Origin of the sequence: Streptococcus sp. DD10 (genome assembly GCF_001578805.1) — a bacterium.
In the GTDB taxonomy this organism is placed as follows: domain Bacteria; phylum Bacillota; class Bacilli; order Lactobacillales; family Streptococcaceae; genus Streptococcus.
In genome coordinates this window covers 376303-388664 of record NZ_KQ969157.1, presented here as the reverse complement: position 1 = coordinate 388664, position 12362 = coordinate 376303, and the positions used below count along the sequence as shown (strand labels likewise).

Genomic DNA, 12362 nt, shown 5'->3' with positions numbered 1-12362 from the left:
GTGTAGATGCTGTTAAGTATGATGCAAAAACATATGATATGCACGTTATCGTAAAAAATAAAAAGGGTGAGGGAACCTTCATTTCATCAGTTTACTTTAAGGACAGTAGTTCTACGACGGATTCAGTTAAGAAAGAACCATCAACTACAACTGGTTCAGAAGGCTTCAAATATGATTTGTTTGAAAATACCTACACAAAAGAGGCTGGTAAAACCGTTCCAGGTACTGGAGGAGATACAGTTGATACCAATGCTAAAGCTTTGACTATTGGTAAAGAAGTAAGTGGTGGCACTGCTGACAAAACTAAAGCGTTTGATTTTAACTTGACGATTACACTCCCTGAAACAAACAAAACATCTAAGGAACCTGTAACAACTGTTACGGCACATATCGGAGATGCAACAGAAACACTAAATGTGGATACTGCTAAACAAACTATTACCAAAACTTTCAAGTTGAAGCATGGTGAGAAGTTTAGTATTGATAATTTGCCAGCAGGCTCTCGATATTCAGTAACTGAAACAGGTACTCCAGGGTATACTGCAACAGCAGTTTACAAAGAGAATGGTGTAGCTCGAACGGTAAATGGCACATCAAACTCAGATTTTTCTGTTCAAAATGTTCTAATTGGTGAGAAGACAAATGAAAATAATGTAACAAACACTTTTGCAGACGTCACCCCAACTGGTCTCTTGATTGATAACCTACCTTTTATCTTGATGATTGGTCTTGGTGTTGCTGGTTTTGTTGTGGTTGCTCGTCGTCGCCGTCAAGGCTAATCTAATATAGGTTAAGTGCTGATGAAACAAGAGGATAGAAAAAAGAAAAGTCTAGGACAGACTGCCCTGCAACTGATAGATGGATTGGTCAATAATCTCCTGCTATTCTTGGCCGCCTTGGTTTTCTTGTTTGGTTTTTATGCCCTTTGGGATGCCAATCAGGTCTATTCTCTTGCATCATCAAGTGAATACGAGACTTATAAACCAGTTGCAAAACCTGGTAAAGATGAGCTGGCTAGTTTTACAGGATTTGAAAAGTTACAAAAGATAAACCCAGAAGTTTTGGGCTGGATTAACGTCTATGGCACCAATATCGACTATCCGCTGGTGCAAGCCAAGGATAATGAAAAATACCTCAATCGTGACTCCAAGGGAGAGTTTGCGGCGACTGGTGCTATTTTCCTTGAGGCTAGAAACAGTCCTAACTTTGATGACTTTAATACCATCATCTACGGTCATCATGTGGAAAATGGAGTCATGTTTGGGGATGTGGCTAAGTTTGCCAAACAAGACTTCTTTGACCAACACCGCTATGGAAGCATTTTCTACAACGGCAAGGAACACGGTCTGGAAATAGTTGAAATGTTGGAAGTGGATGCCTATGACTTTAACATCTACAATCCAGGGGTACAAGGCGATGATAATCGACAGGCTTATTTGGATAATTTACTCAAGGTAGCTCGCCATAAGCGCGATATTCCACTGGGACCGCATGATCAGATTGTGCTTTTATCTACCTGCTTTTTGGATGTGACAAACGGTCGTCATATCGTGGTGGCAAAGATTACAGATGAGGTTCCGAAAAATACCTTCCACAATAAGAAGTCCAAACCTTTTCCGTATAGTGTATTTGATGATTCATCGTTTGGGCATTACTTATCTGCTATTCCTTTATGGGTGTGGTACATCATTTTAGTAGCTTTATTTCTACTTTTGATATTCTTGATAGTAGTCATTATTCTTATCCTATATCATCGAAATGATGAAGAACAAGACGGAAAATAACTAAAAGAGTAAGCTAACCTTGCTCTTTTTCCTATATCATAAGAAGGTTTTATGAGAACAATACTGAAAATAATACTAGGAGGATTCTTTCTGACACTGTACATCTACCCAAGTCCAATAGTAGTAAATGCCAGTGAATATGAAATTTATAATCCTACAACAGATCGAGAAAATATAGATGGTTTTTCCAAGTTGCAGAGTATGAATCCTGAGGTACGTGGTTGGATAAGTATATATGATACACAAATAGATTATCCGATAGTGCAGTCGCAGGATAATATAAAATATTTAGATCATAATGCTGTAGGAGACTATGTGGTGACGGGTTCTATCTTTATGGATTACCGTTGCAATCCTGACTTTACCGACTTTAATACTATTATCTATGGACACCATGTACCGTCTGGTGTCATGTTTGGGGAGATTAAAAAGTTCACAGACCAGGATTTCTTTGACAATCATAAGTATGGCAGTATTTATTACGATGGGAAAGAGCGAGGGCTAGAGATTTTTGGTATCTTAGAGGTGGATGCCTATGATACCAAAATTTACCACACAGTTGGAGAAAATGAGGTTGAAGACCAAGTCTACTACCAGTATCTGTTGTCAAAAGCTAAATTCAAGCGAGATGTGGCGGTTTCAGCTAATGACAAGATAGTACTACTTAGCACCTGCTTTGTCGATGTGACCAATGGGCGTCATATTTTATTGGCTAAAATTACAGATAAGGTGCAAAAGGAATCGGATACGAGAGTGAGTATCATTGATAAGGCGGAGTTCCCTTTCATTCGTTCTATTTATATTCCAAGACATTTACTTTATTTTTTGGTATGTATCCTCCTTTTTCTGGTAATGTCATTAACGATGTTTCTTTTTATTCTACTTAGAAAAAAACAGGAAAAAGAAAGAAGAATACTTGAGAATAAAAAAATGTAATATTCAGAAAATAAAAGCCTTTTATTTTAAATTGTGGTAAAATAAAAGGCAGGAACTTGTTTTCATGTATTCGTTATTAGCTGAATAGCTAGGGAGGGATGAATCTAGTTCTCACTATACTTGTATGAGGTAAATCTATGAAATTGCAAACAAACATAAAGAGCTTGAAGGGACGGATACGAGTTCCCGGAGATAAATCAATTAGTCACCGTTCGATTATTTTTGGTTCTTTGGCTAAAGGAGTGACAACAGTCCGAGATATCTTGCGTGGTGAGGATGTGCTTTCGACAATGCAAGTTTTTCGTGATTTGGGAGTTAGAATTGAGGACGACGGAGACGTTATCAAGGTTCACGGTGTAGGTTTTGATGGCTTGCAGGCTCCACGAAAGGCCCTTGATATGGGAAATTCTGGAACTTCAATTCGCTTGATATCTGGTGTTCTAGCTGGGCAGGATTTTGAGGCGGAGATGTTTGGGGACGACTCGCTTTCCAAGCGTCCCATGGACCGAGTGACCCAACCTCTCTCGCAGATGGGTGTAGAAATTTCTGGGCAGACTGAGCGTGATCTACCTCCTCTTCATATCCATGGAAACAAAGCGCTGAAATCGATTCATTACCAGCTACCAGTTGCTTCTGCTCAGGTTAAGTCTGCCCTTATCTTTGCGGCTTTGCAAGCAGAGGGAGAGTCAGTTATCGTTGAGAAAGAATTAACCCGCAATCACACTGAGGACATGATTGTCCAGTTCGGTGGCCACTTGGATATCAACGGAAAAGAAATTCGTGTTCAAGGTGGCCAGGAATTAACAGCTCAAGAAGTGGTGGTACCGGGGGATATTTCCAGTGCAGCCTTTTGGTTGGTAGCAGGTTTGATTGTGCCAGACTCGAAGATTGTACTTGAAAATGTAGGTATCAATGAAACACGTACGGGTATTATTGATGTCATTCAAACCATGGGAGGCAAGATTTCTTTGTCGGATGTGGATGAGGTGGCTAAATCTGCGACCATTACGGTGGAAACGTCAGATTTGCATGGAACCGAGATTGCAGGGGACATTATTCCACGCTTGATTGATGAGTTACCGATTATTGCTTTGCTTGCAACCCAAGCAAATGGTGAAACCTTTATCCGTGATGCGGAAGAGCTCAAAGTTAAGGAAACGGATCGTATCCAGGTGGTCGCAGATGCCTTAAACAGCATGGGAGCGAATATTACACCTACAGTAGACGGCATGATTATTAAGGGGAGGACTACCCTACACGGCGCCTGTGTCAATACCCTTGGCGATCACCGTATCGGCATGATGACAGCCATTGCAGCTTTGCTTGCAGAAAATGGTGAGGTTGAGCTAGACCGTGCTGAAGCTATCAATACCAGCTATCCTTCTTTCTTTAGTGACCTTGAGGAGCTTATCAATGGCTAAGGTTCTAGTTGGTTTTATGGGATCTGGTAAGTCTACTATTGCTGAACGTTTAGATCCGCAGTTTCTAGATATGGATACTTATATAGAACATAAAATAGGGGAGACTATCACTGACTTCTTTTCAAAACAAGGAGAAAAAGCTTTTCGGGCTATTGAAACAGAGACCTTGACTGATTTACTAAATAGAGGGCATGTTCTTTCAACTGGAGGTGGTGTCGTAACAAGTGCGGTCAATCGCAAACTGTTACAAGAACATAAGGAAGTCATCTATCTATGTGCTGATTTTGATACCCTTTATGATCGTATATTATCAGATAAAAAAAACCTCCGCCCTCTCTTTTTAAATAATAGCCGTCAAGGATTAAAGAAAATTTTTGAAGAGAGACAAGAATGGTATAAAGAAGTTGCTAGTCAAATAATAGACGTCTCAAACAAAACCCCAGAGCAGATAGTGGAGGAAATCAGATGAAAATTGGCTTTTTAGGACCAAGAGGTTCTTTTTCTCACCAAGTTGCCCAGCAAGCTTTTCCTAGTGCGAAGTTGCAATCTTATGAAAACATTACTGAGGTCATCAAAGCTTTTGAACAGGGGTTGGTCGATTTTTCGGTTGTTCCAGTAGAAAATTCTATCGAAGGTAGTGTACATGAAACTTTAGACTATCTTTTCCATCAAGCTGATATTCATGCAGTAGTAGAAGTTGTACAGTCAATTAAACAACAGTTGCTAGCAACTGATAGAAAAAAGCCTATTAAGAAGGTTTTCTCACATCCCCAGGCAATTGCTCAAGGGAAAAAATTTATTAATCAATATTATCCCTCTGTCAAAATTGAGATGACAGCTTCGACGGCTTATGCTGCTCGTTTTGTCGCAGAGCATCCAGATAAGAACTATGCAGCAATTGCACCACACTCATCCGCTCTTGAATATGGTCTAGAAGTTATTGCAAAAGATATCCAAGAAATGGAAGATAATTATACTCGTTTTTGGATTTTAGGAAAAAAGCAAGTAGAACTTCCCTTAAAAAAAGTCGAAGCTAAAGCAAGTTTAGCCTTGACTCTACCAGATAATCTACCTGGGGCTCTTTATAAGGCATTATCAACATTTGCATGGCGGGGAATCAATTTAACGAAGATTGAAAGTCGTCCTCTTAAGACAGCTTTAGGAGAGTATTTTTTCATTGTTGATATTGCCAATAGTCACCCTGGATTGTTGAGTTTTGCTTATCAAGAACTGGATAGTTTGGGCATTAAGTATAAGGTACTAGGAGATTATGATGTCTACTTAATTTCTGAAAACGAGGAGGGGTGAGATGTCAGATAAAACCAAATTGAGTCATCACGAACAACTTCGATATGATTATCTATATAAAAATTTTCATTATTTAAATGAAAGGGAAAAAGAAGAATTGCTGTATCTACAGCAAAAAATGGATGAACAAGTTCCCTATCACCAGAGTAATCAAGTGAGTGAAATGGATAGAGAAAACAAGGGCTCTAATCAGTCTTATTCACGCGCTAGTAAAGGTCATGCTGGTGACACCCTACCTCGCTACGGTGAGCCTAAAAAAGAAAAAAGAAGAAACAGAAACTTAAAAAAGCTCCAGTTGAATCTTCTTCTCAAACAGATAGTGCCAAGCCTCTAAAAACCAGAAAAAAATGGAGGGTTAAACGTCTCCTTAAATGGATAGCTATTTTTTTACTGGCATTACTGGCAGGAATGATTTTTATGTTTGTGCGTGGGCTTCAAGCTGGTAGCAAAATAAATCCACAGGCTGCTCAAGCAGAAACATTCAATGGTCAGGATAGTAAGGATGGGATTAATATTCTCATTATGGGAACAGATGGTCGTGTTGGCCAGACTTCGGGTGAAACTCGAACCGACTCTATCATGGTTTTAAATATTGGGAATAAAGATAATAAAGTCAAACTTGTTAGTTTTATGAGAGATATCTTAGTTCATATTGACGGTGTGAGTCAAGAAGATGGGTACAACACGTATTATGACCAAAAACTGAATGTTGCTTATGCAATTGGTGAGCAAAATAATCATCAAGGTGCAGAATTAGTTCGACAAGTATTGAAAGATAGTTTTGATATTGATATCAAATATTATGCATTGGTTGATTTTTCAACTTTTGCAACTGCCATTGATACTCTCTTTCCAGAAGGAGTCGAAATGGATGCTCAATTCTCAACGGTGGACGGAAATACTGTCAGCCAGGTTGAAGTACCAGATGATTTAAATATGAAAGATGGGGTAGTTCCAAATCAGACGATTAAAGTAGGAAAACAGCGCATGGATGGACGGACTCTTTTAAATTATGCTCGTTTTCGTAAGGATGATGAGGGGGATTTTGGTCGTGCAAGAAGGCAACAAGAGGTCATATCAGCTGTTGTTTCACAAGTGAAAAATCCAACTAAACTTTTTACTGGTGCGGAAGCCTTGGGGAAGGTGTTTGCGATGACATCCACTAATATTCCTTACTCTTTCCTCTTGTCTCAAGGTGTTAATGTCGTTACGAGTGGGCAAAATGGAGTTGAACGAGTCACTGTTCCTGAGAGTGGGGATTGGGTTGATGATTATGATATGTACGGTGGTCAAGGTCTTTTCATCGATTTTCAAAAATATAGACGGAAACTATCTGAATTAGGTCTGCGATAATATGATATAATTGAAGAGGCTGGGCAAAAATGTCCAGCCTTTGGTGAGTTGAAGTAATCACTACATAACACAGTAGTTGATGGGACTTTATGTTTGGTTTCTAGCTACAAAGTTGTTCGATTCAATTTTGAGAAGGGTAGGGATCCTTTAACATAATAACAGTTTTCCCACTTCCTTTTGTTTTGTTTCTCACCTTTATTAAAGCAGAATTTGGTATAAAGTAGGTTAAAGAAAGTGAACAGCATGTTAAAGAAAAATGAGATTGTAGAAGTTGAGATTGTTGATTTGACCCACGAGGGACAAGGTGTAGCTAAGGTGGATGGTTTAGTTTTCTTCGTAGAAAATGCCCTTCCAAGTGAAAAAATCCTCATGCGAGTCTTGAAGGTCAATAAAAAAATTGGTTTTGGGAAAGTGGAAGAATTTTTTGTGAAATCGCCATATCGCGAGGAGGATCTTGATCTAGCTTATCTCCGTTCTGGTATTGCGGACTTGGGACATCTAGCTTATCCAGAGCAGCTCAAGTTTAAGACCAAGCAGGTCAAGGATAGCCTTTATAAGATTGCAGGAATTTCGGATGTAGAAGTGGCAGAAACACTAGGGATGGAAGTGCCAGTCAAATACAGAAATAAAGCCCAAGTGCCTGTCCGTCGGGTTAACGGGGTTTTAGAAACAGGATTTTTCCGTAAAAATTCTCATGACCTCATGCCACTGGAAGACTTTTTTATCCAAGATCCTGTCATTGACCAAGTTGTCCTTGCTCTGCGGGACTTGCTCCGTCGTTATGACTTGAAACCTTATGATGAAAAAGAGCAGTCGGGCTTGATTCGGAATCTAGTTGTTCGTCGCGGCCATCATTCAGGGGAAATCATGGTCATCATGGTTACAACTCGCCCTAAAATTTTCCGTGTAGATCAGTTGATCGAACAGATAGTCAAGGACTTTCCTGAAATTGTTTCCGTCATGCAAAATGTCAATGACCAGAATACCAATGCCATCTTTGGAAGAGAATGGCGAATACTATACGGTCAACCCTACATTACCGATCAGATGCTAGGTAATAACTACCAAATCTCTGGGCCAGCCTTTTATCAAGTCAATACCGAGATGGCAGAGAAACTTTATCAAACAGCCATTGGTTTTGCCAAATTAGTGGCAGAGGATGTCGTCATTGATGCTTATTCAGGGATTGGAACCATTGGCCTCTCTGTCGCCCAGCATGTAAAAGAAGTCTATGGTGTAGAAGTCATACCAGAAGCAGTGGAGAATAGTCAGAAAAATGCTACTTTAAACGGCATTACCAATGCCCATTACGTTTGTGATACGGCAGAAAGAGCTATGAAAAATTGGCTCAAGGAAGGTATTCAACCAAGTGTTATTTTAGTGGATCCACCTAGAAAAGGCTTGACAGAAAGCTTTATCAAAGAAAGTGCCCAAACAGGCGCTGATCGCATCGCATATATTTCCTGTAACGTCGCCACCATGGCGCGTGATATCAAACTCTACCAAGACTTGGGCTATGAGCTCAAGAAAGTGCAGCCGGTGGATTTATTTCCGCAAACCCACCACGTCGAGTGTGTAGCTTTGCTGGTGAAAGCTTAGAAACCTTTTAGCGAAAGGCTTTATGAGGCCACTGGAAACAGTGGCTTTTTGGTATTAGTAGGGATGTATTAAAAAAGCCACTTATATTCGAATAGTAAGAATAATTTTACGACGATACTTTTTGGGAAAAATTTATTACTATAGACTGATGATAGGAATAAATAGTATTTTATAATCAAATAATGATTTAAAAGAATCCTGTGAGCTGTATAATCGATTACTGGAAGATAGTGTACATTAGGGTGTAAATTATAAATACCTGACAATTGAAAGAGTATTGTTAACTCTTGAGAGATAGGTGAGTTTTCTTACGAGACGAGCTTGAAAGTATCATTACTTTAGTGTATTATAGCACACTGTGTTTAATCAACTTTTTCAGTAAATCAAGTATTAGCAAATGTTAGTTTTTAGAAATATAATAATTTACCTCTTTAAAACGGATTTAGTATTAAGAGGTATTTTTTATTTTAGTAGTATCACTTTTTTTAAGGTGATTGTGAGCTTCATATGTGTTAAGTAATTGAGATTAATTGGCAAAACTATTGACAAAGAATAATTATTGTATTAGAATAATCTTGAAAAGAGAATTATTCTAATACGATAATTAGAAGGAGGTATACATATGGATAAACTTTTAACGAAAATTGGAGTTATTCTATCTTTTGCACGGTACCTAATTTTTCTGCTTATTTTTCTATTGTTAGTAGGAGTAGCGGGAATTTTCTTTGGAGGGCAGAATAGTCAGGGGAATTTTATATTTGACTATGGGGATTTCATAATTGAAGCACCAATTATTTATCCCTTATTAATTCTTATAATGGCAATAGTTATATGCTTTATATTTATAAAATTATTAGGGATATGGAGTAGGTTATTGTTAGAGTTTAGCAACGATAAGTATTTTAAAATTAAAAATTTAAAATATCTAAAACAATCCTTTCTATTTTTAATTAGTTCAACAATTTTACAGTTATTAATTAATCTAGTTATTAATATTTTGAATATAGATAATGTAAGTAGCTTGTTTGATTTTTCAATAAAAAATTACTTGATTAATATTTTATTTTTGGCATTAAATTATTTTTTAATTATAGTGTTTAAAAAAGGATATTATATACAGAAAGAAAATGAGGAGATTATTTGATGAGATGGAAGAAATTAAGATAAATTTAGATAAAATAATTAAATCTAGGAATATCACTTCTAAAGAATTGGCAAATAGAATCAATATTACAGAAGCGAATTTATCAATATTAAAAACGGGAAAAGCTAAGGGGGTACGATTTGCTACATTATTAAATATTTGCAGAGAGCTTGATTGCCAACCTGGTGATATATTTGAATACAAAAGGAGTTAAGATAATGAGAAAACAAAGTATATTTATAGGTATGATTTGTCTAATCGCTTCATTCATACTTGTATCATGTGATTTCGGCGCTAACGATACCGTGCAAGATATTAAATCAGAAATCAATCAAGAGACCCCCAAAGAAGATATTGAGGATCTAGGAATAACTCAAGTATCTGAGCAAAAGATTGGGGATGAGTTGGCTATAAGTAGTAATTTTTCTGGATATGTTTATGTGATGAGCACAAAAGAAAACATTGAAACAATTAGGAAAACAGACTTTAGTTTTAATAATAACCCTTTTAAATCTGTAGAAAAAGGTTCTTATCATGATTTTAATATTCGTTATCATGGTAAAACATATTTTGCAATAAAACAGATAAAAGTTGAGTCGATTAATTCATTGAAGATTTCCTCAGATTATACAGGTAAGATTTTATTGGTTCTGAGGGGAAATAATAGTTAGTAGCAGTTTAATTATTTGATCTCATTTCTTATGAAGTCCCGTAAAGATTAATTTATCGGGACTTTATCTTATCGACAGGGTTTTGGATAAACAAAAATCTCGCGAGGATGTCGAGTCAGCAGTTACCAAACTGGAAAGCTCAACTTCTGAAAAACATTTGGACCCATCTGCCGTGTCTCGTGGTTCTAGTCTAGACCGTGATGATAATGGCCTATTAACCCTAGCTGGTGGAAAGATTACAGATTATCGTAAGATGGCTGAAGGTGCCATGGAACGTGTTCTAGATATTCTCAAAGATGAATTTGATCGTAGCTTTAAACTAATTAACTCTAAGACTTATCCAGTTTCTGGTGGGGAGCTCAATCCTGCTAATGTTGAAAGTGAACTTGAAGCTTTTGCCCAACTAGGTGTTTCGCGTGGTTTGGATAGCAAAGAAGCACTTTATCTAGCAAATCTCTATGGTTCAAATGCAGCAAAAGTCTTTGCTCTTTCCCACAGTATTGAGCAGGCACCAGGACTTAGTTTAGCAGATACATTGTCTCTTCATTATGCAATGAGAAACGAGTTGGCACTGAGTCCAGTTGATTTCTTACTTCGTCGCACCAATCACATGCTCTTTATGCGAGATAGTTTGGATGCTATTATCGAGCCTGTTCTAGATGAGATGGGACGTTACTATGACTGGTCAGAAGCAGAAAAGGCCAACTACCGTGCTGAGTTGGATGTTGCTCTTAGCAACAACGATTTGAAAGAATTAAAAGGATAATTGCTTATGATGAAAGAATTGTTTGGTGAATTTTTGGGAACAGCTCTCCTAATTCTCTTGGGGAATGGCGTAGTTGCGGGTGTTGTTTTGCCAAAAACCAAAAGCCGCAATGCTGGCTGGATTGTCATAACCCTTGGCTGGGGAATTGCAGTTGCAGTTGCAGCCTTTGTATCTGGAAACTTGGGACCTGCCCATTTGAATCCAGCGGTATCTTTAGGATTTGCACTCCGTGGTGACTTAGACTGGTCCTCTCTTTTACCCTATGTAATAGCTCAGTTCGTAGGTGCCTGGGTAGGTCAGTTTCTGGTATGGCTACAGTTTAAACCTCATTACCTAGCGGAGGAAAATCCTGCTAACATTTTAGGTACTTTTAGTACAGGGCCTGCTATAAAAGATACTATTGCAAATTTGATAAGTGAGATTGTGGGTACTTTCGTTCTGATGCTTACAATACTCTCTATAGGTCTATACAATATGCAAGCTGGTCTAGGTACTTTTGTAGTGGGGACTCTGATTGTTGGTATTGGCTTATCTCTTGGGGGAACCACAGGTTATGCTCTTAACCCTGCTCGTGATTTAGGACCCCGTATCCTGCACAGTCTTCTTCCAATCCCGAATAAGGGAGATGGAGATTGGGGATACGCTTGGATACCAGTTATTGGTCCAATCCTTGGTGCAATTTTGGCTGTACTTGTCTTTGGACTATTTTAGATAAAATTATCAGAAATAGGTTGGGCAAAGTGTTCAACCTCATATTTTTCTTCAAACCAGTTAGCACTGTAACAATATCCTCAGATTATTCCAGAAATAGTTCTTGATTACAAGAGAAGAAAAATGATTAGACAAAATTCTTCCTCCACTTTTCTACATATTAACACGAATTGTCTATATTTTGTTCTTCTTTTTTTCAATAAATATAAAATCTTGATATAATAATCGATATCGTAACAAACTCACATCAGTACCATTTTTCATAAAAATGGTGGCGCAACTAGTTTTCTTGATTTTTTCTGATGGAGTGATACAATAGAATTAATGTTAATATATATTATACAATTTTCTGATAGGATGGGGTTCCTAAAGAAACTACGTGGAATTTGATAAGATCCAAATGATGAAAAGTTTAAAAAAACTACATCTATTAGCATCTTGTCTCGAAATTTTCGCTACAACACATACTGGTATGGTGATTGGTGCAGCACGTATCACTTTAATTCTATCTTTTTTTGGCTCTTATCACCAATGTATTTTCGACGATAAATCGCTATACGAACTATCGTACCTTGATTAAAATAAGTGTCATTTTTATAGTCTCTTATATTTGTTTATTATTGGCTAGTTTATTCGGGATGATTCAAGTAAGTGATCGTTTTATTATTC

General features: G+C 37.7%; 11 protein-coding genes and 2 pseudogenes. All 13 read left to right on the top strand.

Annotated features, from left to right (window positions below; translation table 11 throughout):
* A partial coding sequence (locus STRDD10_RS01695; RefSeq protein WP_231853348.1) for a DUF7601 domain-containing protein occupies nt 1–779 on the top strand: 779 nt, incomplete at its 5' end.
* An 18-nt stretch (nt 780–797) separates the two neighbouring features.
* A complete protein-coding gene (gene srtB / locus STRDD10_RS01690; RefSeq protein WP_197458295.1) occupies nt 798–1784 on the top strand; it encodes a class B sortase in 987 nt (328 codons plus the stop codon).
* A gap of 51 nt (nt 1785–1835) precedes the next feature.
* Entirely contained in the window at nt 1836–2720 is an 885-nt protein-coding gene (gene srtB / locus STRDD10_RS01685) for a class B sortase (protein ID WP_082782009.1), read from the top strand.
* Between the two features lie 137 nt (nt 2721–2857).
* On the top strand, nt 2858–4141 hold the full coding sequence (aroA, locus tag STRDD10_RS01680) for a 3-phosphoshikimate 1-carboxyvinyltransferase (RefSeq protein ID WP_067192595.1): 1284 nt from the start codon (nt 2858–2860) through the stop codon (nt 4139–4141).
* Nucleotides 4134–4610, top strand: a complete 477-nt coding sequence (locus tag STRDD10_RS01675; protein ID WP_067192594.1) for a shikimate kinase — start codon at nt 4134–4136, stop codon at nt 4608–4610. Before aroA ends, STRDD10_RS01675 begins: the two co-directional genes overlap by 8 nt.
* Nucleotides 4607–5449 (top strand): prephenate dehydratase, encoded by an 843-nt coding sequence (pheA, locus tag STRDD10_RS01670; RefSeq protein WP_067192592.1) that lies wholly within the window; start codon nt 4607–4609, stop codon nt 5447–5449. Before STRDD10_RS01675 ends, pheA begins: the two co-directional genes overlap by 4 nt.
* Nucleotide 5450: 1 nt before the next feature.
* Nucleotides 5451–6802: pseudogene (locus tag STRDD10_RS01665) on the top strand (LCP family protein).
* A gap of 243 nt (nt 6803–7045) precedes the next feature.
* Nucleotides 7046–8401: a 23S rRNA (uracil(1939)-C(5))-methyltransferase RlmD gene (rlmD, locus tag STRDD10_RS01660; protein WP_067192591.1), complete on the top strand. Its 1356-nt coding sequence runs from the start codon at nt 7046–7048 to the stop codon at nt 8399–8401.
* A gap of 622 nt (nt 8402–9023) precedes the next feature.
* Nucleotides 9024–9545 carry a DUF2975 domain-containing protein gene (locus tag STRDD10_RS01655; protein ID WP_002906198.1) on the top strand — a complete coding sequence of 174 codons (522 nt, stop codon included), beginning with the start codon at nt 9024–9026 and terminating at the stop codon, nt 9543–9545.
* Between the two features lie 4 nt (nt 9546–9549).
* On the top strand, nt 9550–9759 hold the full coding sequence (locus tag STRDD10_RS01650) for a helix-turn-helix domain-containing protein (protein ID WP_032908247.1): 210 nt from the start codon (nt 9550–9552) through the stop codon (nt 9757–9759).
* A 4-nt stretch (nt 9760–9763) separates the two neighbouring features.
* Complete coding sequence (locus STRDD10_RS01645; protein WP_002904809.1) at nt 9764–10216, top strand: hypothetical protein; 453 nt, start codon at nt 9764–9766, stop codon at nt 10214–10216.
* Nucleotides 10217–10298: 82 nt separating this feature from the next.
* A pseudogene (locus tag STRDD10_RS01640) lies at nt 10299–10982 on the top strand (glycerol-3-phosphate dehydrogenase C-terminal domain-containing protein); the annotation flags it as partial.
* A 6-nt stretch (nt 10983–10988) separates the two neighbouring features.
* Entirely contained in the window at nt 10989–11693 is a 705-nt protein-coding gene (locus STRDD10_RS01635; RefSeq protein WP_067192589.1) for an MIP/aquaporin family protein, read from the top strand.
* Nucleotides 11694–12362: the final 669 nt, after the last annotated feature.

What these genes read in the sequence shown, in the direction of transcription:
- srtB (WP_082782009.1), top strand. Translation starts at nt 1,836, where the DNA reads ATGAGAACAATACTGAAAATAATACTAGGAGGATTCTTTCTGACACTG.
- aroA (WP_067192595.1), top strand. Translation starts at nt 2,858, where the DNA reads ATGAAATTGCAAACAAACATAAAGAGCTTGAAGGGACGGATACGAGTT.
- STRDD10_RS01675 (WP_067192594.1), top strand. Translation starts at nt 4,134, where the DNA reads ATGGCTAAGGTTCTAGTTGGTTTTATGGGATCTGGTAAGTCTACTATT.
- pheA (WP_067192592.1), top strand. Translation starts at nt 4,607, where the DNA reads ATGAAAATTGGCTTTTTAGGACCAAGAGGTTCTTTTTCTCACCAAGTT.
- rlmD (WP_067192591.1), top strand. Translation starts at nt 7,046, where the DNA reads ATGTTAAAGAAAAATGAGATTGTAGAAGTTGAGATTGTTGATTTGACC.
- STRDD10_RS01655 (WP_002906198.1), top strand. Translation starts at nt 9,024, where the DNA reads ATGGATAAACTTTTAACGAAAATTGGAGTTATTCTATCTTTTGCACGG.
- STRDD10_RS01650 (WP_032908247.1), top strand. Translation starts at nt 9,550, where the DNA reads ATGGAAGAAATTAAGATAAATTTAGATAAAATAATTAAATCTAGGAAT.
- STRDD10_RS01645 (WP_002904809.1), top strand. Translation starts at nt 9,764, where the DNA reads ATGAGAAAACAAAGTATATTTATAGGTATGATTTGTCTAATCGCTTCA.
- STRDD10_RS01635 (WP_067192589.1), top strand. Translation starts at nt 10,989, where the DNA reads ATGATGAAAGAATTGTTTGGTGAATTTTTGGGAACAGCTCTCCTAATT.